General features: G+C 38.6%; 24 protein-coding genes and 1 tRNA gene. 9 read left to right on the top strand and 16 right to left on the bottom strand.

Annotated elements, in window-relative coordinates; genetic code table 11:
• The first annotated feature begins 8 nt into the window (after positions 1 to 8).
• Positions 9 to 980 (top strand): PorP/SprF family type IX secretion system membrane protein, encoded by a 972-nt coding sequence (locus BLS35_RS14535; protein ID WP_090782242.1) that lies wholly within the window; start codon positions 9 to 11, stop codon positions 978 to 980.
• Positions 981 to 990: 10 nt separating this feature from the next.
• On the opposite strand, the gene BLS35_RS14530 is transcribed toward BLS35_RS14535, so the two are convergent.
• The 3 genes from BLS35_RS14530 to BLS35_RS14520 all read right to left on the bottom strand — a co-directional run bounded on the left by BLS35_RS14530 (position 991) and on the right by BLS35_RS14520 (position 3,129).
• A complete protein-coding gene (locus tag BLS35_RS14530; protein WP_090782240.1) occupies positions 991 to 1,848 on the bottom strand; it encodes an alpha/beta fold hydrolase in 858 nt (285 codons plus the stop codon).
• A 128-nt stretch (positions 1,849 to 1,976) separates the two neighbouring features.
• Positions 1,977 to 2,411 carry an immunity 22 family protein gene (locus BLS35_RS14525; protein ID WP_090782238.1) on the bottom strand — a complete coding sequence of 145 codons (435 nt, stop codon included), beginning with the start codon at positions 2,409 to 2,411 and terminating at the stop codon, positions 1,977 to 1,979.
• Between the two features lie 73 nt (positions 2,412 to 2,484).
• Positions 2,485 to 3,129: a CPBP family intramembrane glutamic endopeptidase gene (locus tag BLS35_RS14520; protein ID WP_090782236.1), complete on the bottom strand. Its 645-nt coding sequence runs from the start codon at positions 3,127 to 3,129 to the stop codon at positions 2,485 to 2,487.
• Positions 3,130 to 3,219: 90 nt separating this feature from the next.
• On the opposite strand from BLS35_RS14520, the gene BLS35_RS14515 reads away from it, so the two are divergent.
• The 6 genes from BLS35_RS14515 to BLS35_RS14490 all read left to right on the top strand — a co-directional run bounded on the left by BLS35_RS14515 (position 3,220) and on the right by BLS35_RS14490 (position 7,993).
• A complete protein-coding gene (locus BLS35_RS14515; RefSeq protein ID WP_090782234.1) occupies positions 3,220 to 3,627 on the top strand; it encodes a hypothetical protein in 408 nt (135 codons plus the stop codon).
• 121 nt (positions 3,628 to 3,748) lie between these two features.
• Positions 3,749 to 3,821, top strand: a tRNA-Lys gene (locus BLS35_RS14510).
• A 248-nt stretch (positions 3,822 to 4,069) separates the two neighbouring features.
• Positions 4,070 to 5,374: a site-specific integrase gene (locus tag BLS35_RS14505; protein WP_090782232.1), complete on the top strand. Its 1,305-nt coding sequence runs from the start codon at positions 4,070 to 4,072 to the stop codon at positions 5,372 to 5,374.
• Positions 5,375 to 5,470: 96 nt separating this feature from the next.
• Positions 5,471 to 5,974, top strand: a complete 504-nt coding sequence (locus tag BLS35_RS14500; RefSeq protein ID WP_090782231.1) for a DUF6922 domain-containing protein — start codon at positions 5,471 to 5,473, stop codon at positions 5,972 to 5,974.
• The gene (locus BLS35_RS14495) at positions 5,932 to 6,636 is read left to right on the top strand and encodes a nucleotidyl transferase AbiEii/AbiGii toxin family protein (protein WP_090782229.1); all 705 of its coding nucleotides are present in this window, start codon (positions 5,932 to 5,934) and stop codon (positions 6,634 to 6,636) included. The genes BLS35_RS14500 and BLS35_RS14495 overlap by 43 nt, the downstream gene beginning before the upstream one ends.
• A 328-nt stretch (positions 6,637 to 6,964) precedes the next feature.
• Complete coding sequence (locus BLS35_RS14490; RefSeq protein ID WP_090782227.1) at positions 6,965 to 7,993, top strand: hypothetical protein; 1,029 nt, start codon at positions 6,965 to 6,967, stop codon at positions 7,991 to 7,993.
• 229 nt (positions 7,994 to 8,222) lie between these two features.
• Here BLS35_RS14490 and BLS35_RS14485 read toward each other — a convergent pair whose 3' ends face one another.
• Positions 8,223 to 8,651 carry a helix-turn-helix transcriptional regulator gene (locus BLS35_RS14485; protein WP_090782225.1) on the bottom strand — a complete coding sequence of 143 codons (429 nt, stop codon included), beginning with the start codon at positions 8,649 to 8,651 and terminating at the stop codon, positions 8,223 to 8,225.
• Between the two features lie 185 nt (positions 8,652 to 8,836).
• Between BLS35_RS14485 and BLS35_RS14480 the strand changes: the two genes are divergently transcribed.
• Together BLS35_RS14480 and BLS35_RS14475 are read left to right on the top strand one after the other, a co-directional pair.
• Positions 8,837 to 10,333 (top strand): HEPN domain-containing protein, encoded by a 1,497-nt coding sequence (locus BLS35_RS14480; protein WP_090782223.1) that lies wholly within the window; start codon positions 8,837 to 8,839, stop codon positions 10,331 to 10,333.
• Positions 10,323 to 13,739, top strand: a complete 3,417-nt coding sequence (locus BLS35_RS14475; protein WP_090782221.1) for a DEAD/DEAH box helicase — start codon at positions 10,323 to 10,325, stop codon at positions 13,737 to 13,739. Before BLS35_RS14480 ends, BLS35_RS14475 begins: the two co-directional genes overlap by 11 nt.
• 64 nt (positions 13,740 to 13,803) lie before the next feature.
• Here the strand turns inward: BLS35_RS14475 and BLS35_RS14470 are convergent, their stop codons facing one another.
• The 12 genes from BLS35_RS14470 to BLS35_RS14415 all read right to left on the bottom strand — a co-directional run bounded on the left by BLS35_RS14470 (position 13,804) and on the right by BLS35_RS14415 (position 23,246).
• Positions 13,804 to 14,226 (bottom strand): hypothetical protein, encoded by a 423-nt coding sequence (locus tag BLS35_RS14470; protein WP_090782219.1) that lies wholly within the window; start codon positions 14,224 to 14,226, stop codon positions 13,804 to 13,806.
• 42 nt (positions 14,227 to 14,268) lie between these two features.
• Positions 14,269 to 15,249, bottom strand: coding sequence for a relaxase/mobilization nuclease domain-containing protein (locus tag BLS35_RS14465; RefSeq protein ID WP_090782217.1), 981 nt, complete (start codon positions 15,247 to 15,249; stop codon positions 14,269 to 14,271).
• Positions 15,230 to 15,643, bottom strand: a complete 414-nt coding sequence (gene mobC, locus BLS35_RS14460) for a plasmid mobilization protein (protein ID WP_090782215.1) — start codon at positions 15,641 to 15,643, stop codon at positions 15,230 to 15,232. Before mobC ends, BLS35_RS14465 begins: the two co-directional genes overlap by 20 nt.
• 238 nt (positions 15,644 to 15,881) lie before the next feature.
• Positions 15,882 to 16,232, bottom strand: coding sequence for a hypothetical protein (locus BLS35_RS14455; RefSeq protein WP_090782213.1), 351 nt, complete (start codon positions 16,230 to 16,232; stop codon positions 15,882 to 15,884).
• Entirely contained in the window at positions 16,229 to 16,489 is a 261-nt protein-coding gene (locus BLS35_RS14450; protein ID WP_090782210.1) for a helix-turn-helix domain-containing protein, read from the bottom strand. The genes BLS35_RS14455 and BLS35_RS14450 overlap by 4 nt, the downstream gene beginning before the upstream one ends.
• A 145-nt stretch (positions 16,490 to 16,634) precedes the next feature.
• Entirely contained in the window at positions 16,635 to 16,976 is a 342-nt protein-coding gene (locus BLS35_RS14445; RefSeq protein ID WP_090782208.1) for a helix-turn-helix domain-containing protein, read from the bottom strand.
• Between the two features lie 89 nt (positions 16,977 to 17,065).
• A complete protein-coding gene (locus BLS35_RS14440) occupies positions 17,066 to 18,076 on the bottom strand; it encodes a hypothetical protein (RefSeq protein ID WP_090782207.1) in 1,011 nt (336 codons plus the stop codon).
• Between the two features lie 211 nt (positions 18,077 to 18,287).
• On the bottom strand, positions 18,288 to 19,619 hold the full coding sequence (locus tag BLS35_RS14435; RefSeq protein WP_090782204.1) for a metal-dependent hydrolase family protein: 1,332 nt from the start codon (positions 19,617 to 19,619) through the stop codon (positions 18,288 to 18,290).
• A 59-nt stretch (positions 19,620 to 19,678) separates the two neighbouring features.
• Positions 19,679 to 20,455 (bottom strand): porin family protein, encoded by a 777-nt coding sequence (locus tag BLS35_RS14430; RefSeq protein WP_090782202.1) that lies wholly within the window; start codon positions 20,453 to 20,455, stop codon positions 19,679 to 19,681.
• The gene (locus tag BLS35_RS14425) at positions 20,452 to 21,597 is read right to left on the bottom strand and encodes a PCMD domain-containing protein (RefSeq protein WP_090782200.1); all 1,146 of its coding nucleotides are present in this window, start codon (positions 21,595 to 21,597) and stop codon (positions 20,452 to 20,454) included. The genes BLS35_RS14430 and BLS35_RS14425 overlap by 4 nt, the downstream gene beginning before the upstream one ends.
• Positions 21,598 to 21,631: 34 nt before the next feature.
• Positions 21,632 to 22,180: an outer membrane beta-barrel protein gene (locus tag BLS35_RS14420; protein ID WP_132226069.1), complete on the bottom strand. Its 549-nt coding sequence runs from the start codon at positions 22,178 to 22,180 to the stop codon at positions 21,632 to 21,634.
• 25 nt (positions 22,181 to 22,205) lie between these two features.
• Positions 22,206 to 23,246, bottom strand: coding sequence for a porin (locus BLS35_RS14415; RefSeq protein WP_207909190.1), 1,041 nt, complete (start codon positions 23,244 to 23,246; stop codon positions 22,206 to 22,208).
• Positions 23,247 to 23,387 lie beyond the last annotated feature (141 nt).

Raw genomic sequence — 23,387 nt, 5'->3', positions numbered from 1 at the left:
TCTATACTATGAAAAATTTAAAAATAGTTATATACACATTGTTAGGTTGGATGGTGTGTATGAACAGCAGCTTTGCACAAGTTGAAATGCAGGGGAGTCAGTTTATTTTTGATAAGACCTATGTGAACCCGGCGTTTTCCGGAATCAATGGAGGTTTTACTGGAAATTTACATTACCAATTAAACGACGGTAGTCACCAATTTGGAAAATCTTATACTTTGTCCGCTGGAGCCAATGTAGCTTTAAAGCAAGTAAAATCAGGGCTTGGAATTAATGTTGTAAGGAATGTTTTTGGGAGTGATAGTTATACTATGGGTTATGGAAATTATGTATACCACTTGCCTGTATCAGCTACTACAGTATTATCATCGGGGATCAGCTTGGGTATTCAGCAATTTGACATCAACCTGTCCGACCTTACCACGGTATCGCAAAACGACCCCTTGGCCGCCCGCAATATTTACAGTTCAAAATTCGATGCCAGATTTGGTGTAACCGGGACTTTTAGCAACAAGTTTTACATGGGCGTATCGTTTGACAATATTCTATCTCTTTATACCAGAAAGGACGATTATTACAATCAGATTCCACCTACCTTCAGAAAAATTAATATGTATCTTATCGGAGGTGCAAATCTGCTTTATGACAATGGAATGCAGCTTCAGCCAAGTGTGTTATTTATGAAAAATTTTGGGGGCATTACTTCAGTAGATGTTAATGCCATGGTTACTTTTGATCGCAGTATTAGTTTTGGGTTAGGTTTCAGACAGCGCGTAGAGGAGTCACAAAGTGTTGCCCTCGGCGCGGAGACTAAAAGCTATTCTCAATCTATACTCAGGCCAATGATTCAATATCAACTCAATAAAATGAACCAATCTATTAAAATTGGTTACTGTTATAGTTTTAATGCGGGAAATTCCTTGAATGTTGGCAGTAAGGGCTCACATGATCTTACACTGATATTTGAATTGCCTAAGTAATTCTATCTCATCACTGCTTTGTTCTTCCTTTGTCAAGGAAACTTTCAAGCATTGGAATTACGAAGCCTGCTTCTTTAGAATTAGATTTTAGTGTTGTTATTTCTTCAATATACTCACCATGTACGCCTGGGATTATAGCAAGTTCCGAGTTGGCAATCTGCCTATGCATTTCGATAGCATGCTCGGGTTGTATAACATCTTGGTCTGCGATAATGATAAAGGTAGGCGCTTTAATGGTTTTGATCTGTTCGTCGGGTATATCTTTAAAATTAACCATCCTTTTTGCGTCCTTATCATGCATCACCTGTAGGCCAGCAGGATTTGGAGAAACCTGTAAATAAGCTTCTTTTAGCTCTGCAGGCATATTAGACAGCTTGGCCTGTTTCATAAAGTCCCAAAACTGTGCGGGCATTCCACTGCGTTTGCAAAGTGCAGAACCTAAAATTATTTTATTAACGATTTGAGGGTGACGAGTGGCAATTTGGACACAGGTTGTCCCGCCATTACTGAAGCCGAAGAAATCAGCTTTCTCAATATTTAAATGCTGTAAAAGTGTTGCAACATCGTCTGCGTCCTGTTCAAACGATGCATCCGCTGCCCGGTCACTGGTTCTTCCATGCGCTTGCAACTCAACAGCTATTAGTTTTCTATGCTTTGCAAGCATTGGAATGACTCTTCCAAATGTGGTTTGAATGGTAGAGCCACCGCCGTGAAGCAAAACAAGTGGCTCACCTTGTCCATAAATTTCATAATACATTTTAATTCCGTTGACTTCAGAATATCCCTTACTTTCTTTAGATTGATTTGCATTATTGCAGGATGATACTGTAAGAACTGCAATGATAATGTATACGATTGTCCTTTTCATCTGAGTTGTTTTTAGGTTAACAGATCGCATTCAATAAGGATACCTAAACATATCACCGTGTAACGCAACCATATGATTGCAAATATATATGCAACTATTTAATTGCGCAACTTATTTTAATATTTTTTTTATCCAGGTATGTTAAAACTGCCGATGTAAAGCATGTCGTTATAATTTTCAAGTGGGTTATCTATGCTAAGCTCGTCGTCAGCATAACAAAGTATCACATTTGCAGTCGTAATTCCTTTGTTTACACATGCCTTGTATATGTCAACTTCGGTTTGGTCATTCCAGATTGGTAGTTCTTCGATAGCTGCCTGGATGCTGATTCTTTTGCGGCTGTAGTAAATCGTGATCCAATTTGCATCGTAATCATACTGTTTGTCGATTGCCTTGCTGAACTGGGAGCGGAGGTTAAAGTCGGGGGTGTTTCTTGGATAGTCTTTATCCGTATTGAAGCTGTGGTTATCCTTGAGGAACTTGGTTTGATCAAAATATTTGTAAAATTGTTCTTCTGTTTTATTTGTCGTTCCTGCCCAGATGTGGACGCGTTGCTCTGCCATTTTGTTATTACTTTAATTGAAGTCCAAAGATAGCTATTTCTATTCCCATAAGCTGTCAACAGTAGCTTGCTCTTTATTTGCCAAACACGCCATAGTAGATCATGGTCAGCGCTATGGTGTCATAAGTAGCATGAGAAATAATTACTGCCCAGAGGTTGCCCTTTAAACGTTGAAGTAGTGCGGACCAATAGAGGCCCCCGAGTATGGCAGGAACGATTCCAAAAATTCCTTGCTGGGCATGGTATATACCAAAAAGTAGACTTGTCAACACAGCGCTAATCCAAAATGCATAGTGATTCTTTACAAACCACTTTATGAATGTCTGTTGGATAAATCCTCTGAACACTAGTTCTTCGTATAAGCCGCCAATAATCCATGCAGCTACCAGGGTAAGTATTAATGCAATTGAATTTCCCTGGATAAAATCATATTCTTTGTAGTCGGGTGGCTGAAATAGGTATTTTATGGATGGGATATATACCCACTGCATAAAGGCCAACCACAATATGCCACTGGTTATTCCGTAAAATAGTACTTTTCGATTGACACCATTTTTGATCAGTCCCAGTTCTTGCAGCTTTATCTGCTTTTTTTTGAGATAAAACAGGAGTGCTATGAAACATATAATCGCATAAGTGTAATAGGGCATACCCGAAAAATGTGGGAATGCAAGCAGAAAAATGATCAGCAGCGCTGAAGCGATATTTGCTTTAATCATGGTGAGGTATCTATATGCAATATAGACAGTTACTTCTATTTAAAAAACTTCTTGCGATCCCATTTGTTAGTTTGTTACTAGAAAAGAATTATGGCTAAAATTTCAGAACCCTGGGAACCCTTCGATATTCAGGTAGTCATTGAGGGTAAGATGGAGAAAATCCTGGTTATACCTGATCGGGAAGAAGCTAAGTATGAACTTTTTGATGATCATACTTCTATCGGAAACGTGTGGACTGAACTGAAAGGAACAGCTACGGTCTGGTGTGCCGAAGGTATGATTGCCCGGGAATTATTGGATCAAATAGGGGAGCAGATCGAACAAAATAGAGAATGGCTACTAAGTGAGGAGGGCGAGCAAAATCAGCGTGGATCTGGGATTATTCCCGGAGCTCAAATACAAGGAAGTGATGCCGATCTGGATAAAAGTGATGGAAATGGTTCTGGTTTGATCCCTGATGAGGACCTCAGAGGCAGTGATGCCGATATTGATCGGTAATTTTTTAATCTATGAATCAATCTATTAAGCGAAATATTGGTGCTAATCTAAAATTAAGTTTTAGCCGAGGCTTGAAATACGCATAAATTTTATACTTTTGCACTCCTTCAAATAAGGAAATGATTCCGTAGCTCAGCTGGTAGAGCATTACACTTTTAATGTAGTGGTCCTGGGTTCGAATCCCAGCGGGATCACAAACAACAGTATCAAAAAGACTTAAAGCCCTGCAAATCAAATGATTGCAGGGCTTTTGTTTTTGGTGGGTATGTCAAAATATGCAATATATGACATATAAAATGAGCGTCATTCGGGGCGTTGTTCTTTATCTTATTAAACTCCCCTAATTTTAATTAACCATCTGATATTCAACTAATTCAACAATTGAACATCTTGTATACATAGAACTGCAAAGCTAATTTTGTTTAACCTTAATGTTATCATTATGAAGACTAATTTTAGCGTGCTTTTCTTTTTGAAAAGACCAAAGAACTACAAAAAAGGTGATGCTTACTTTATCTTTTTAAGAATTACAGTAGACGGCATCCGTTCGGAAGTGTCTACCAGCAGGTGTTGTGAGCCGGAAAAGTGGAATGCAAAAGCCGGAAAAGTAATCGGCACAAAAGAGGATGTTAAAACCCTTAATGCCTATCTGGATAGCATAAAAGCAAAGGTTTTTGCAGCGCACACCCTGCTTAGTATAGACGGAGCCCAAATAACTGCCGATAGTGTTAAATGTAAATACTCAGGCAAAGAAGAAAAATCACATACTATACTGGAAGCTATTAAAATCCACAATGAAAAAATGAACGCATTGGTGGATAAAGGCGAGTATGCAGATGGAACACTTAAGAGGTTTGAGGTACTGGAAAGGCATGTTAAAGATTACCTCGCCAATCAATACTTCAAAAAAGACTTAGACGTAAGGTGTATAGACCATGAGTTTATTGATGGTTTCGACTTCTATCTGCACACAAACAAGGAAAACGATACTAATACCGCAAATAAACATCTTAAAAACCTCAAAAAAATAGTTACCATCTGCCGGAAGTATAAATGGATCACTACTGACCCTTTTTTCGGATATATTTTAAAATCCAAACCCGTACACCGGGAATACCTGACCGCAGATGAATTGCGTAAGATCACCGAAAAACAATTCTCGACTACAAGGCTATCACAGGTACGTGATTTTTTTCTTTTTAGCTGTTATACCGGGCTTTCCTACGCAGATGTTCAAAAACTAAAGATAGCAGACATTGGTATTGGGGTTGACGGGGAACGTTGGATATTTACCTATAGAAAAAAAACAGATACAAGGGTAGCAATACCGCTATTACCGATTGCGGCAAATATCCTTGATAAGTACAAAGATCACCCTTACTGTTTGAATAATAACAAAGCGCTGCCCGTTTCAAGCAACCAAAAGATGAACGAATATCTGGTTGAAATTGCGGCTCTTTCAGGCGTTAACAAAACTTTAGGCAACCGCATTGCCAAACGGACATTTGGCACCACGGTAACCCTAACCAATGGTGTGCCTATCGAAAGTGTTTCTAAAATGCTTGGTCATACCAATATACGGACTACGCAATTATACGCTAAAGTGCTGGACAACAAAGTAAGTGAGGATATGGCACCGCTGATGCAAAAATTCGTCAGCCAACATGATAAAGCGGACGTAGTTACGGAAGCCCAAATAAGTGCAGATGTAGCCCTGTTGAGGGAGAAATATCAGCAGGCCATATAATAGCCTGCAATTCTCAACAATTAACCCAAATATTCACCTTCAACTGACAAATATTTAAAAATATTAGGCATTTCTTTCTATTATGGCTAAATTCGTATGATGGCAAAAGAGATTAATAAACGGGTAGTTGTGGTACACTGGAAAAGGTTTGCCGGAACGGATATAGATATTTTTTCCAGTCTTAAAGGCTTTTGCGACAGCTACCCGGTTTATAACTATCATACTTTAAATAACTACCTGTCTAAAAAGAAAATTCCGTTTGAAAATGACGAAATCAAAATTGAACGGCAACCGCTGATCCATCAGGTCAAAAGGCCGGATTTACCCAGAGTGTTGTTTTGGGATTTTGATTTCGATAAACTGGATTGGAACAGAAGTTATAAAACCATAATAGAAAGGGTTCTTGATAAAGGCAGTCCGGCAGAATGGGAAGAAATGATCAGGTTTTATGGAAGGGAAAATGTATTTCTAGCCCTTAAAAATGATATTACCTATCTATCTGACATGACTATGGATGCCGTTTGTAAGTATTTCCAGTTGAGCAAAGAAAAGCTCAAATGTTATACAAAGAAACAGTTAAACCAGGGACACTGGATTTAATTCAAAAGCTGATGCAAGATCAGCACCTCAATTCCTTTTACCTCGTTGGTGGCACCGCTCTGTCTTTAAGGATTGGTCACCGGCAATCCATAGACATCTATCTGTTCAATTCCTCGGATTTTGACGGGGATAAACTGGCTCTGCACTTAAAAGATACTTATGATGCTAATGTAAAACGCCATAAAGGCAATTATGTAAGTGGCAGTATCGGAGAGGTAGATTTTGATTTTATTTCACATAGGTACCCGTCCATAAAGCCGATTGAAACCATTGAAGGGATCAGGATCATGTCTAATGAGGATATTTCGGCCATGAAGATCAATGCGATTGTCAACAGCGGGCAAAGGATTAAAGATTTTATCGATATACATTATCTGTTAAAGGAGATGTCGTTAGATAAGGTTATGGATTACTATTGCATTAAATACCCGAATGTAGACCCTAATATTGCAAAATCGTCATTGCTGTATCAAAAAGATATTGATTTTAATGTTCCGGTGCTGTTGATGGATGGAAAGCTAAAATGGCAGGATGTGCGCTTGGGCATTTTAAAAGCTGTTCAGGAATACACAAGTCTGCAAGAAAGTAGGGAATTGTATCGCAAATTGCAGGAAATAAAAAACGATCCTGATAAAGATCGTGGCAGAGGTATGGGACGTTAGGGATTTTCCGATAAAATTGCACAATCCTTTCCTAAATGGCAGGAACCGGGGTATACTTTCCGTAAAGGCCAAAAGCGAGAACAGCGGGGAGGATGATGTGCGCAGGAGTTTCGCAGGCCACTCCTGTGCGTGGGGATAAATATATGTGTACATTATATCGGGTTGTATTATCTGTCCCGCCATTCCATTGGTACCACTAGCTTCAGGACATTATTAAGAAACCACTTTTTTTGATATTGCAAGTTCCTTTAAGTCCGTTAATAATAATGGCGAAAGTTGAAATAGTTTCGCATATTTGAGAGTTAGGCACAACTTTAGATAGCAAAGAATGGAATATTCCAAAGACGATATTATATTAGAATATAAAAAGCTAAGAGACTATTTTGGTAAGTCTCCTTCTTCTCGTAAATTTTATACTGAAACGGGACTTTCTATTAGACAGTTGGAGAAATTTTATGGTAGTAATGCTTTTAGCAAACTTGTGCAAGAATGTGGTGATGTTGCTAATAATTTTTCAACCGATAAGATCGGAATTGAAGAAATATTATTGCAATGGGGGGAACTAACGAGAGAATGCAAAAAATTACCTGCCATTGCAGACTGGCAATTTAACAACTGCAAACCGCAAATCACCAACATTAAAAAAAGTCATGGACTTAGGTGGGCAGACATTCCGTATAAATTTCTGGAATTGTTTTCAGATAAAGAGGACTGGAAAGATGTTATCGCTTTGATCCCAAACCTTTCAATAAATGAAATTTCAAAACCCAAAACTACTCCAAAGATTGAAGGCTTAACGTACGAAATTCTAAAATTTATTCCTCCCGTGGTTCAGGATTTAGTAGAGCAATCTTCCAATAAAGAAAAAGCGTTAGAGTTTGAAAAAGGTGTAAATCTTGTATTTCAAATGTTGGGTTTTGAAGTAACAGATTATGGCCAAGGAACCGGAAGAAATCCAGACGGAATAGCAAAAACAAGTCAATATAGCTATGCGATTTTAATTGACGCAAAATCCAGAACAGAGAATTATAAAATCGGAACGGATGACAGAACATTTATTGAATACATAAATAAGTTTTCTGAACCACTCAAAAAAAGTGGGTTCAAAAATATTTATTTACTAATTGTATCAAGTGGTTTTGACTTAATATCAGCAACTTCAATAAAAAACATCAAAATCGAGACACAAGTTTCAACCACATTCTTGACTTCAAGATTATTATTAAAACTTCTATCTAATAAAATCAAGACGCCGAGACACTTTGATTTAAAATTATTTCAAGAATTGTTAATCGAAGACGGAGAAATAACAGAAAAGAAAATAGATACTTTAATAGCAAGACAGAATAAAAGCTGATCCTAACACAGGTTTTGCATTATTGGGAAAAGTGTAATAGAAACATTTGGGCAATTAATGGGCTTTATAAAACAGCTATGAACACAGAAAGCGGACTTATGGGCCCGCTTCTAATGGTAGTGTAATTTCCCGTTTACGTGTAGCTTATAGTAGTTTTGGAACTTCCGTACTCCCCCCTTTAAATACAGTTTCCATGACTTTTCTGAAATAAAATATACTCTATTAATGCTTATTTATTCTCTAGGGATTTCAATAAACGTTCATATAACGCCTCTTTTTCCGCATGGAGTTTTTTAATTTCTTCCATTGTTTCCATTAATTTATCTAATGGGTTGAAATTGCAATCACGGAAAACACCCGAAGAGACAGATGCTGCATTGGGATTAGCACCTTCATAATTATTTTGAATATTATAAATTGCGGTTTCCTCGTCAAAATTCCTGATCGCCTCTTCCGGCACGTTCAATATCTTTGCTATTTCCGCCAAAAGTGCATCTTCAATTTTTTCTTTAGATTCTAATACGGAAACCTTTTTCTGGCTCCAGTCTTCACCTAATGAAGCGGCTAGTTTTTCTTGTTTTATGCCCATCATTTCACGGAAACGTTTTACGTTCCTGCCTTCATGCACTTTATTTGGACGGTCAGTTGTAGTACTCATATAGTGTTAATTTGAATCAAATGTAAATATATCTATTTAAACATAAAAATGGCAAGACTTTAGTTTAATCATCCGTCTAAAACAGATGGTATAATATACTAAAAAACGTTTATAAAATACCCTAAAATATTAATATAGACTGTTTTGAGTGTGGTTCTTTGGCTTGAACTAATTAAAAGCCTGATATGAAAAAAGAACTACAAGTTAGCGAAGAAACTTTCTATCGCTATTTAAAAGAAAAGGACGTTAGCAATCCGCATTATCAAATCGTAAGTTTTTTCTGCGATGATGAAAACAGCATTGAAACACTTCGTTTTGGGATGGTAGATTTTATTAAAACCGCTTGTTCAGATAGGTATTATGGTGACAAAAGCAGCTACCATTATACCCAACAGCAATGCGTAAAGTTATTAGAGCTGGCTTATGTCTTGTACAGCCGAAATGAAGAACTTAAACTAAATCCTGATCATTTTCTTTACAGGTGGTTAGAACATCCTTTTGACGTGTACAATCAGGTTAAAAACAAACTATTTCCTGCCTTGCACTTTCGCACCTTATCGGGTACTGAACTAAATGATGTTCAGACTGTTTTTGAAGAATTGTTTAGTTTCAAAGATTTGGAAGCGTGGCGGGCTATTTTAGATTCTCTTTTGTACTGTACGGGCAGGGAATTAAAACCTGATGATGTATGCGATGATAAAATTTTTGAAACAGTTCTGATCAGGGAGTATTTAGAGAAATTAATAGAGGCTATGGGTTTAGTCTGTGAGGCAAAATCCGTTCCTTATGTGAAATTGCATCATGCCGGAGATTTCAGATTTGAAATAGAAGACGAAGAAACAGCTTGTGTATATAATCCTGTGCCATTGATGAAGTTTGCCGAAAAGGACTTTCCGGCAGTGATTAATTTTCTTGCAGATGTAATTGCACCCGAAAAGATTTACTGCCTGAACCACCAAATCGGCAGCGATGGTACGGATCATGCCAATCTGATACTGGTTATCCCAGAAAAGTACCCGCAGACGTTTGAGGAAATCGAAACAGCGTTCAACTTTTCGTGCTTAAAGCACCATCATTTAAGCTGTACCATATTTAAAAGCTCATTTTTTCATAGTATGATTCGTGAAGGTCATGTTTATTTCAGCATGGCCTGCAATGCTGAAAGTCTGGTTTATGACGATGGCAGCAAGCCTATACCTCAATTAAGGTTAGACAGCAGACCGGAAAAAATAGAAAAAACTAATCATATTTTTTATGACGGATTTACAAAGGCCAAAACATTTTATACCGCTGCCGAGGGGTACCAGAATGACAATGTGATCCTTTCGGCTTTTCTATTACATCAGGCGGCTGAATTATGTTTAAGGGCATTAAACAGGTCGTTAACTACCCAAGATAAAACCACACATAGTTTAAAAGCACTGCTAAAATTCAGTTTGCGCCTCACAACCAAATTATTCATGCTAATGGATAGTGGCAGTGCCGAAGATGAACGCCTGTTAACGGTGTTTGAGGGAGCTTACTTAGGTTATAGATATTCCGAGAAATACAATATAGATACCCAAGACTTGAATATCCTTTTTGACAAGGTTAAAAATTTGCATGCTGGTGCCGAAGAAACCTTTTTGAACTGGATGGAAAAATACGATCTGTTAATTAAATCCGCTCAAAATGAACAATAATCCAAAGGATAATATGCCTTTAAGAAAGGCTTCTACGCCCTATAAGTTAAGTTTGGATAAGGAGACCAAACTTCCCAAATTACATGATTTAATATCAATAGATGATCCTGAATTGCCGAAATTCACCTATTTTTCGTATACCCCCAAATCCTTTAAGGGAAGAACCCTAACCATAAGGTCTAGATATAGTTATAACGAATTTTATAATCAGCACATTGTCTTGATTAATGATTACCTATTGGTTTACTGTGACTGCGATACAGAAGTATCAGGCCTTTGCATTCATGTGATCGAACTGTTCGCCCGGCTGATTAAAGACCGGAAACATGGCTATTTCGAACCTTATAAGTCCTTTCCTTATAATGATAGTGCATTTTTTGATCAGTATTTAACCTTAAAGGATGATTACCAAAGTGTCAGAGCTGTACCCAAGCCGGAGTATGGGCATATTTATAATTATAACAATGGTATTAATGCGGAATGCTTTACCTCGGAAAATACTTTTTGTTTAACTCCAATCAAAACTATTGAAGAAGACCCTGTTTTTGTGGGTTACACAATAGCTTATGCTTATGATGCTCCTGTTCCTTTCCTGATACCATTTTCGGCAATCCTGAACTACGAAAGAACGGGTATAAAAGTGTTTGAATGTTTCACTGACCCTACCATAGTGCCGGAAAGATTAAGTCCTGAACAAAAATTACTGTATGCCTATAGCCGTGATTTCAACCAATTGCTTGATTTTGAAAGCGTACATAAAATGCACCGGAATGGAGCTGTTGAAATTGCCCAAATGCGGCAGGTGATTTTTGAACATTGGAAAAAAATCATTCCACTCTTAAAAGTCCAAAAATATTTGTTTTGTCATACTTTCTACCATAAACTCAATTATAAAAGCAGACCGTCCAAACAGAGTATGAGGCCAGTCGTTTTTGCGGATGATCCGGTAACCTTTTGCTTTCTTTTAACTGAATATGAAGGCCATTACAAACTTCAATGTAAAGCATGGATGTCCGGGCAGGATTTTGAAGTTGATACGGTAGTCCCCGAAGCGTATCCGTTTTTCTTTTCCCTGAAACATGCACCTGAGGTACATTACCAATTCAGTAACCTAGAAGAAGGTCAGGCCATTAGTGAATTTGTTAAATCAGGCGGCATTTTTACAATCTTAAAACAAGATTTTGAAGAGTTTAACGCTTCTGTTTTGTCAAAATTAGCCCTTAAATATGTCGTTACCCATCACTGGCTAAAAAAAAGAGAACAACTGGCTGCAACTATTGCAGAAAAACAGATCAGGGTTGAAGATCAGGGTGATTATGTAGCCTTTATTCCAACATTCGTTTATAGCTGTGGTTTAAATATCGCTGTCAATAGTGCGGGTAATGAAATCCTGCACTTTAAAAACGGGACATTTCAGGTAGTAGAACGTGATAAAACAGCAGAAACCGGATTTAAGAACTATTTCATGGAACTGCACCCGGCGTTTAAAAAGCAGGAAAAGCTACCATACTTTTATTTGTCAAAAGAAAGGCTCAAAGCAGAAGAATGGTTTGCCCGAACCATGTATAGCCTGAATGATCCAGATGTTACTTTTATAGGCTTGGAACAGCTTACCGGGATTGATTTTCATATAGAGCTACCCGAAATTTCAATCTATGTACAGGAAGAAAAAGGCTGGTTTGACATTAGGGTTGCTGTGAATTTTGGGGATGTAACCCTAAGCCCCGAAGAAATCCAGAAAGCTTTAAAAAAGCGTTCTTCTACGTTATGGCTGTCCAATGGAAAAACAGCCCATTTGCCGGATGTCTTTTTTAATAAACTAAGTACAGTCTTCCGAAGCGGTACCTTGACGGAGAATGGTGTAAAAATTGCCGGGCAGCATTACACGTTAATTGACCAGCTATATCATAAAGCTGACAGGCCGGATCTGGCAAAACTTATTGCTGAACGGGAAAGGTTATTTGATGAACAGGAAAAAATACCTTTGGTACCCGTACCAGAAAACTTAAATGCCACCTTGCGGCCATACCAATTAATAGGCTATAGCTGGCTATATCATCTTCATTTCTTAAAATGGGGTGGCCTGCTGGCGGATGACATGGGACTAGGTAAGACTTTGCAGGTATTAACCTTATTACAACACCTTAAAAACGAAGGGTTAACAACAGCCCCACATTTACTTTTAGCCCCCACCTCATTGCTGTTTAACTGGCTGGATGAAGCCGCCAAGTTTTGCCCCGAACTGAATGTCCTTGTGTTTCATGGTTTTGAAAGGGAAAAGAATGCAGCCGAACTAAAGAAATACGATTTAATCATTACCTCTTATGGTACGGCTGCTGTAGACATTGAATTTTTATACAGCATTAGATATCATTATCTTATTTTAGACGAGGCACAAGCCATTAAAAACCCCTTCTCGCAAAAATTTAAAATGGTGATGCTGTTTGAAGCATACAACCGGATTGCACTTACGGGGACACCTGTAGAAAACAGTTCGTCTGATCTTTACGCTTTGATGAGTTTCGTAAACCCCGGTTTTTTCGGCACGCTTAAAATGTTTAAAGACAATCTGACCAGCAAAGGGGATGAACAGGATGCAGAGCGAGCAGGTACCTTATTAAAAATGACTAAGCCCTTTATTTTAAGACGCACAAAAAAACAGGTGGCAACCGATTTGCCACCTAAAACGGAAATGACAATTTGGTGCGAAATGGAACCTCCCCAACGGAAAATCTATGATCGGTACCGTAAACAGTTTAGAGCTTATTTGACCGATAAGATTGATTCCGATGGACTGGAAAATTCCAAATTATATGTGTTGGATGGGTTAATGAAACTTAGGCAGATCTGTAATTCTCCTGTGTTAATGAAAGATGCGCCTGCCTTTAATGAGCCTTCCTGTAAAATTATGGAGCTAATGGAACACATTATGGAAAAAACTACAGGCCATAAGCTATTGATTTTTTCAGCTTTTACGGGAATGCTGGGTTTAATCAGAGCAGGGCTTGAACAACAAGGCATTGCTTATGCCTATCTGGACGGGAAAACAACGTTGAATAAAAGAAAAACGGCAGTAACCAATTTTCAGGAAAATGAGACTTGCAGGGTATTTCTGATCAGTTTAAAAGCTGGTGGTACAGGTCTGAACCTGACTGCTGCCGATTATGTATATTTGGTAGACCCGTGGTGGAACCCTGCGGTAGAAAATCAGGCCATTGACCGCTGTTATCGGATCGGACAGGAAAAACATGTGATGGCTTACCGGATGATCTGCAAGGACACCTTAGAAGAAAAAATCTTAGAAATACAGGATAAAAAAAGGAAGCTCGCAGGTGAATTGATCCCGACGGATGAAGGGATATTAAAATCACTCGGTAAGGATGACTTATTAAAGTTGTTTGGATAATTTCAAAACAAGAAAGGGTTGCTACAGCTGTAACCCTTTCTTGTTTTATAGGCTTAATTAAGTATTATTTTAAATGACCTTTTAGCAATTGATAAGTAAAGATCATAAAAACCAAACCTAGTATACATAAAATTACTCTGGTCAGTACAGCCCTAACATATTCTACGCTCCTAAGCTGTTCGGGAAAAAATAAAAATCGGTATTCCTTTTTGAGCGGTTTAGGCCATTTTTCCATATTGTTATTGATACTGGCTAAGGCATTTTTTATGGTCGTATTGACTTCGGAAAAATCAGGTTTAGGGGATTGGATTACCACATTGCCAAATTTTTGCTCAAAATCAGCAATTAAGGCTTGTGTTTGTTCCTCTTTCTTCAAAATGGTTTCATTTTTAGCGGACAGTTCCTTTTCCAGAAAATCTGTCTTTCTGATCAAATTTTCAATTACTTCGTCAATCACTGTTTTTTCGGGTATTTGCTGGTTGCTCATATAGCGTTCCTTTATGATTAAATGTTAAAGTCATTAGTTCTTTTATCTGCTGGGTGTTTGGCCTTTATCCTGCCGTCTCCGGTTTCGGCCATAGATCGCCTCATCATCCACATCCTCCGATATATCAATTTCTAATGCGCCCAGATAATTGTTTTTTGGCTCATGATCTAAATACTGCGTTTTTGGTTCCTTTTTCAGATAATGCGTTTCATTGCCGGACTGTTTTAAAACGTCTCTTAGTTCATCTGCCAAACTTTTAGGTTGTACCATTTTTTCTTGTTTCTCTTGTTTCTGTACACGGTCAGAGATTGTTTTACTGATTTTTCCATAGCTTAAACTGCGGTCAATTTCTGACCCTTTAAACCGATGTTCACCTTTGCTGAAACTGACACCCTGTACTTCCTGTGTGCCACTTTTGTACTTGTACAGCATTTTAATACCCTGCATAGCCAATTGTTTTTGCAAATCGTCCATGGTTTTGACTTTTGGCAGTATGGCCTTGATCTGGTCATGTATTTGGTATTTTGCTTTGTCGGCTCCTTTAAGCCGCTGACGGTTTACCCTGTCTTTGCCTTCTGCCATGTGGAAACCGTATTTTAGGGTAAGTGCCTTGCTTACTTTTACATTGCTCCAACGCTGATTAGCATCACTTATCGTTTTACCTTCGTTGTTCACCCGATTGAAAACAATATGTAAATGGGGATGATTGGTATCGTGGTGCCTGACCATTAGCACCTGTGTATCGGAAATCTTCATTTTTTTCAGGTATTCTTTAGCAATGCTTATCATCAGTTCATCGGTCAGTTTTGGGCTATCCTCCGGGCTCCAGTTTAAAGCAATGTGGCCTACTGCTTGTCCTAAGCCGGGGCGCATTTTCCGCTGCATGTTGAAATCAGCAATAGTGTGTTTTACTTCACCAGTACGCAAGCCCGTAGCATCCAATACAACCGCATCTTTTTTCAGCATACAGTATTCTACGCAGCCCTTAAAAATTTTACCGGACTTAGGTATCTTTCCCATCATCGCTATTAAGATATTTAAGTGTCTGGTCAATTTCTGTTAACAAATGGCCGCACTTGATCGCAATACTCATGATCCCACTGGTATGCGCCAATTTTGTTAATTGGTTTAAGTTGTTGGCCATGCCAGCCAGAAGGTGTAAAATACGCCTGTCTTCGGCTGTTATTCTGCTCACTACCTTAGCTTTTAGGGCGGCCGCCCTGAACCAATCACTGATACGAACGCCTGCCTGCTTGGCTTTTGATTCGATCAGGAAACGTTCTGAAGTGGTCAGCCGGACACGGATGCCACTGGCACGTTTGATCTTTTTTTGTGGCGCACCTCCTTTATGCCTGGCACGTACAGTTGACTTATTTTTAGGGTCTTTAAGACCTGTCTTTGATATTGTTGCGGTCATAACTTCTTACTTATTAAATGACTTATCGGCTCTTAGTTTCTGCGCCCCGCCCTTCATGCGACCATCGGGAGCTTGAAGCAAGTTTCCCCCTTGCCGCAGGCTTGGGGGAGTTTTTGTGTAACAAAAACACAAACTTGCTTCCTACAAACCGCATAAGTTTGGCGTGCTGAAAGCCTCGCCTTACTTCCTGCGGTTTCCATTACCCGGATAGCTCCCCAAAGGAGCATCCGGGTAAATGCTACATCGGGTTTCCCGGCTCCTTTTTCTGGTCTGGTAGCCGCTCGGATAAGAGCGGCCACCAGACCAGGCTTCCCTTAATTGGATGGTAGGATGGCTGATAACGGATATATCCAAATTCATCCAGTTCACGGATGCATTTGTGATAGGTCGCAATTGAGGCAATTCTGGAAAAAGCCATCAGCTTTTTCCGGCTCACGGTAAAGGGATTGGTAAATCCACTTTGTTGCCAAAGGACAAAGAGCGCAGTAAGCAAACTGACATGGGTGGATAGCATTCTGCTATCCGACCCCATACGTTTGATCCATTTACTATAATCAGCGGTCTTACTTTGTTGGCTGGTTTCTGTCATTGCAGACCTCCTTCCAATAATCTAGTAATGTCCGATAATTTGTAATACATCATACCGCCAATCTTTGTGTACCGCAATGTTCCGTTAATGCGCAGGTTTTGTAAGGTTCCCGGTGAGATATTCAGCATCTTGCGCACTTCTGCGCTTTTAAGCCATTCCTTGGCTTCTTCCTGTGGTTTAACAATATCTTTAATGTCGTTCAGCAGTTCAGTCTTAAACTGCTTTAAATCGTCTTTAGTGATAATTTCTAGTTGCATTCTTATTCCTCCTTGATTTGATGATTGTATATATTCCCGCTTCCTTATACTGGATATTGCTCTTTAGCATAATTATATGGCTATACAGCTAACTAGCTATACAGTTATATAGCCTATCAGCTATATGGCTATCTAGATATATAACCTACTCGGGTGGTGGGTTTTCCTCTGTACACTTATGTTTAAGGTCGCTTTGGGTTTCTTCTACGGTTTTCTTTTTGCCCGCTTTTATCCAAGCAGATAATTCACCCGTAGAGAAATAAAGTCTTTTGCCACGTTTGTTTACAGGAATTTCTCCACGGCTTACCTTGGTGTAAAGTGTGGGTACGGAAAGTTTAAGAAATTCAGCGGCTTGGGTAATAGTTAATAAGTCTGAATGGGGGGACTGACTTGCTAGTTGGTTTTCCACTAGCAGGTCTTTAATGCTATCGACCTTTTCGTGTAAGGTACTGATGGCTTCCGGCAATTGTTCAAATGTGTAATTCATATACAGTATCTTTTGTTTTGATACTGCAATGGTAGAGGCTTGTTTTGTACGGTTACAACAGGTCAAACCGCATCCTTACTGTTTCCCTACTAATATTTACTATTTTTCTTGTTTCTGACAGTAGGAATAATGGTAGAAATCTTTTCTTTTATTAAAACTTCCATTATCGGGGATTTACAGTACTTAGTATCTGTAGAGATTACAGAGCTTAGCCAACCTTCTGTATACTCTTTTGGTACGTCTCCTGTAGCATATAGAAAGTGCTGGGCAATCCATTTTTCGAGTTCGGATTTTTTACAACCTACAATCAGGTTGGCTTCATAAAGCTGTTTAAAAGCATCCGCAAGCTGATTGCCATTTCCCTTAAAGATAAGCTGATTTTCAGGCTTTACACCAGCATTGATTAAAGCAGTAAGCCCGATATGATGTGCTTCGGAAAAATAGATTTTCATCAGTTGTAAGAAATCACCAGTAATCAATTCGTTGAATTTTGGCAAGCCTGCATCTTCATTAAAAGGAACTTTAGCAGATAGATCAGTACTTATGCTTTTGTTTGTTTCTGGGCTTTTCTGCTTTGCTTTCCATTCCTCAAACGTTTCCTTAGGGTATAACGTTTCTTCAATGTCATTGATTAGTTCATTTAAAAAAATCTCCCGGAGTTTGACCGAATCGCTCAAACTCTCCACAAATTCATCACCAATAAAAATATCGCTGTGATCGGGTTGTAGGTTTCTGACAATAAATAAACGATCAAGACCGATTGAAAAGATATAACTGCGGGGATATTCTGTTTGAAACTCCCTGTAACTTTGTTGGAAGTTTGTCCAGAACAATTTAAACCTTTCTTTTAATTTTTTTAGTTGTGCAAGTTCCCTTTTTATACTAATGTCATTAAGAGATAGCAGGTCTATCAGCGCAGTATCTTTCAATACCCTGGTTTCACTCTTATAGCTAAACGACTTATAATACTGTGTCTCATGAACAAGGCTATAGGCTTGTTTCTGTTCTTCCTCTTTTATCCGGTTTTGCAGTTCGCCCTTGGTAATAATGCGTAAATCAAAAGTCTGTAGACGGGTTAAAAAAGTGGCTAGATTCTGCATATCGTGGTTAGAGGTTTAATAAGATCGCTAAACGAAAATAACCAAATTTGTTGATCGGATCAAAATAAGTGTTTTTTCTGTCTGTATGCATATTTCAGTGAAAGTGGTTCTTCGTCACTTTTGAGAATTGTATCTCTTCTACAGATCGATATCAAAGTTATACTAATTAAAAAAGGCAATCCCTTTCTTGGAATCACCTTTATTATCATTGTTATTTTTTAATTTTAATAGTGTTTTTATAAACATGTCCATTTTTCATGATCAACAAAAAGTTTTTTTCTGGATTGGTGATTAAGGATAGATCTTTTAGTGGATTGCCATCAACCAATAATAAATCGGCATAGGCGTTTTCCTCTATTACGCCAATTTTTCCAGGATATGGGCTTCGAAGTCCGGAAAGCTGTAGCAACTCACCGTTATCCTGTGTAATCATTTTTAAAATTTCTGCGTTGCTAAACCATTTTTGAAGCCGGACGATATAGCTATTTTGATCTTTGTTGAGTTCAGGTTCAAAAAGGAAATCTGTTCCCCAAGCTAATTTTACGCCTAGCCTTTTAGCTAAAGGCCATACTTTGTCTTGTCCGTCTAATACAGGTTTCCGTTTTTCTTTGCGTTGCTCGTCCATGTTATCATGGTTATCCATCAAATTCTGAAGGCTTAACCAGACATTTTTCTCGGCTAGTAATTTCAATGTCTCCTCGTCAAGCATCTGACCATGTTCTATAGACTTTACACCTGCTTCTACGGCACGTTGTACCGCTCTGGGTGTATAGGCGTGTACCATTACATAGGTTCCCCAGTCTTCCGCTGCTTCTACCGCAGCTTTCATTTCGTCTAGTGTATATTGGGTAACATCAATCGGGTCGTAGGCAGAGGAAGTTCCTCCGCCCGCCATCAGCTTTATCTGACTTGCTCCAAAGCGTAAATTTTCTCTAACTGCCGTTAGTATTTCGTCTCGGCCATCGGCTATAAATGTAGCACCAAGTTGTTCTGCCCGGGAAGGCTTCCCGAAGAACCGACGTGAACGTTCATCTGGTGTTCTGAAATCGCCATGTCCTGCTGTTTGACTAATGGTGGCTCCGGATGGCCAGATTCGTGGTCCCGCAATTTTACCTTTATCGATGGCCAATTTTAAAGGAAAAATTGGACCTCCCGCATCACGAACGCTTGTAAATCCCCGCATGAGCATTTGTTGCGCAGAAATCCCGACGCTATTTATTAGAGCCTCTTCAGAAGTATTTGGAGCCATCATCTGAGCCATCGTTAAGGACCCAAATACCATATGTACATGGGCATCAATTAAACCAGGCATTAAGGTTTTACCGTTACCATTAATTTTTACAATATCCAAGCCGTTTACAGCAATAGCAGAAGAACTTATCTTTTGAATTATCTGACCGGAAACTAAGACATTCATCGGTTCTGTAAGTGCAGCTGTTTTATGGTCTATGAGCCTTACATTTTCTATAAGGATTTGTTTTGTCTGTGCTATAGTTATAGATGTGCTAATGAAAAAAAGCACTGCGATAAATTTTAATTTCATGTGTTCTGTTTTTAATTAAAATACTTGTGAATATTTCGGATCTAGAATAGACTTGAATGCTATTTTTTTAATGGTAATGCGTAACCGGCAGTCAAATTGAAGAAAACATTATGCAATGAAACCGGCAAGTTTTCTTTAGGCGGATTAAGTACATTGGTAAAGCCATAATTGACCATTCCTCTGATGTCCCAAATATTATTTATACGGCATTCAGCACCCAATTGTCCTCCGAAATCAAATTTTCTAATCTGACTTGAAGTTTTGAAAGTTGCATTAGGAACATCAATCTTTTGTGCTGTAGGTGCGCCTAATCTTATATATGCATCTCTAACGCCGCCTTCAAATGATCTGGATATCGTATTCGAAAAGGATATTCCACCAAGCATCTTCCATTTCTCGTTGAATGAATAACGCACCTGAATAGGTATTTCTAAATACCAATTGTGTGCATTAGTTTTAACAGAACCTGTAAAATATCCAAATATATTCTGGTAGGGCGTATTTTCCAAATTGATCATTCCTCTGAAATTTTCAACAAATGCGCCGGCTTTCATTCCATTGCTTTTAACATTCAGACCCGTAATTAGCTCCCATTTATTGTCAATTTGGAAAAAAGGAATTTCTACACCAAAAGAGAAAGGAGTAATGGGTTTATACCCTTCAATATCACGAACCTCCTGAGGTATAGAAGTTGGAGCTATACCACCAATATTAAATCCGGCTCGAAAAACCAATTTATCAGCTTTAAAAGAATCAAAAAAGGCTGAACGATTCTGTGCGAAAGTTAAGGTGTAGAAAAAACAAAAAACAGCGGTTGTAAATAATTTAAATTTCATAGGATATTTATTTTTAAGTCGTCAATTAATAATATGCTTCCAATTGCCCCGGTAAAACGATCGCCGTTCTTGCTTGAGCTTAACACGATTGCAATTTTGTAACGGCCAGTATTGAAATCTTTACCAATGGGTTGGGAGAGGTATTGAAAAGGGATAGAAAATGGTTTATACCTGTCGCCTTGAGTTGGTTCGGAATCGTACAACTCAGCTTTTGCTACGATGCTTTTATCCGTTAAGATGTTGGTGCCATTTAGGAAATAAGATCCCGAAGACAAAAACAAAGCTTCCGCATCGAAAAGTACAGCTACTAATGAGCAAGATTCAATTTCACTACTTGGCTTGCTTTCTTCGTCAATCACCTGTTCTCCCGGTGTATAATGGTAAAACCCCTCGAAAGAAGCAGGAGCTTTAGCAATAGGAATACCAAACATCGTAGATTTTAACGGATCACCCATTACATTTCCAGAATCAAATTTTCCCAGGAAAATATTTCCTGCTGCGATAGGTTTTTTTGCACTGGACCCAAAAACTCCAGTAGATTTTGTTTCCAATTTAGCAGCATACTTTCCGCTATGCGCTTGTTCTGTGAACTGTAGTGGATAAAGCGAAGGTTCCTTTTTTTTAAGTGGTGAAATACTCAGCACAAATCCTGCGTTTCCGGATGACCAGGTATCTGATGCTTTACCGTTACTTAAGTCATAAAATATGGTGTATTTGTTTTGGTTCTCAATGCTGTAGTTTTCAAAGTCGAAGGATAATGGTGTAAAAGCCAGTTTTTCATCAGTAGCTGTAACTTTGTAGGTTTTTTTAAATTCACCATTTTCAGATGTTACAACATACTCAACGGGGTTAGAAAAATCTTGAGGTGTACCTGATTGCGGTATACTTGTAGCACCTCTGGATAATTTAAATTGAAATTTAAATGAGTTGATGTTGTTTTTTTCCTTATTGAGAAATAACTTTATTTCCCTGTTGCTGATCTGAGGTTCTGCAAAAAAATCATCAGCAACATAATCAACCGCAATGACATCTGCTTCAATATTTGGTAGCGCTTCTTTTATACAGCCTTGCAGGCAAAAAATCATTAGCGAGCAAGTAACTAGCCTGCGGATTCTGAAATTACTTATTTGTTTTTTGAGCATAATTTTTAATATTTATTCAAGGCATAAGCCCGACCTACAACTTAATATTGTAAGCCATCCGTATTCCAAGAAAAGTTAAATTGTCTTCGGTATTTTTTACATCTGAATTGTGATATCTGAGGCCGACTTCAAAATTTTTCAATAGATAACCTACAGCCAACGCCCAGCCAAAGTCAGTTTCATTTCTACTCATTGAGCGCATGGTATTACGACCTATAATTCGGTTTAGCGATATTCCAGCCTGGGCCTCGAGTGTATAACGCTTGATGATGTAACGGTAGCCCGCATAAATTGGAACAGCTGAGTAATAAGCCTGAATATTGGCTGGGAGTTTTTTAACCGGGAAACGATTATAGCCACCTTCCAGGGTTACTTGCTGGTTGTCACTTCCAAAGCCATACATGCCTTTTAACGCCGCACCATATCCGATACTTGTAACCTCAAGCAGGGCAGATGTAGGTCTGGAAACCTGAACAGAAGCCTGGATCAGTTTAGTTACTTCCTGTGCTTTTGTGGCAAAACAGATAGCCATAAAACATACAAGTGAAATTGATTTGTGGTAGATGATGATTTGTCGTTTCATAACTTATAATAAAATCGGATGTAGTTTATAAAAGAACTACTTTGTTGAACTTTTTAGAAACATCTATTTTCATACCCAATGTAAAAACACTTTTTTCTTGTTCTCCAACAGCATTTTTTCCGGTCGATATACGTTGCTCGCTATAAAACTGAACAAATTTGAGCGGTTGATAGGCGATGCCGACAATAAAATCGTTTCTTTTGAAGTTCTTATGGACGGGAAGTTGACCGAAGACATTTGAAATGTGACCTATTATTGGCGCGTAATGATTGTAACCGGCAAGTATGGCTATTTTATCAAATTTATACTTGCCGAAGATTTCAATTCCTTTGGCGTCGAAAACGACCGTCGGTTTGACTTCTCCGGATTGGGGATCTATGTAAAAACCTTGCGCAAAGTCTCCGCTTTTTTGGAATGCATAGATCATACTGAAATCTATTTTCTTACCCATATACTTAGTACCTAAAGTGATATAGGTCGGATGTCCGGAAAGCCCTAATATTTTTCCACCGGTTATCGTATTCTTGCTTAGAAAAGCGCGGTTATAAGCTGTTCCAAAGAAAAAATCTTGCATTATTTCCAGTTGGGTAGATAATCCAAATCCATCGATAAACCGATTGTTATTGCCGGCTCTTGCCTGAATCTGGCCGCCAAAATGTAAAGGGCCAATCTGGTTTCTATAGATTATAGACTGATCTGCACGTCCCGTTCCGTTTTCACCGCCATCTGTCCCGCCAACAAAAGTTGCGGATGCTCTTGACCCGAAGACATTGAATCTGTCTGTGTACGAGCTGATGTCCCGGTAAACGCTCCACTGTTTTCCGATGGTAAGGGTGCCATATTTATCCAGATCTATTCCTAGATATCCCAAACGGTTTCCAAAAACCTGTTGCGTCTGCGAGGCTTGGATGTTCAGAAATCCACCTGATAAGTTTCCATCAGCATTGAATGACGAACTTCCTCTAAACATATTCACCTGTATTTCTACCCCAGCAACAAAACCGATTTTTCCTTTTCTGATACTTAATTCTGTTCCGATTCTCGATGCGTTTTCCTGAAGTTCCATTTGCTTGTCGAAAATAGCAGTATGGCCACGAAGTCCAACATACGGTTTGACCGTTATTTCAACGGAATCAATTATGCTTTGCCCATAAGCTGAACTTAAGCAAAAACATAAAGCTAAACAGTACTTTAGATGAAATATTCG

The sequence above is a fragment of the Pedobacter sp. ok626 genome, from assembly GCF_900100435.1.
GTDB lineage: Bacteria > Bacteroidota > Bacteroidia > Sphingobacteriales > Sphingobacteriaceae > Pedobacter.
This window is presented reverse-complemented; position numbering and strand designations above follow the sequence as displayed.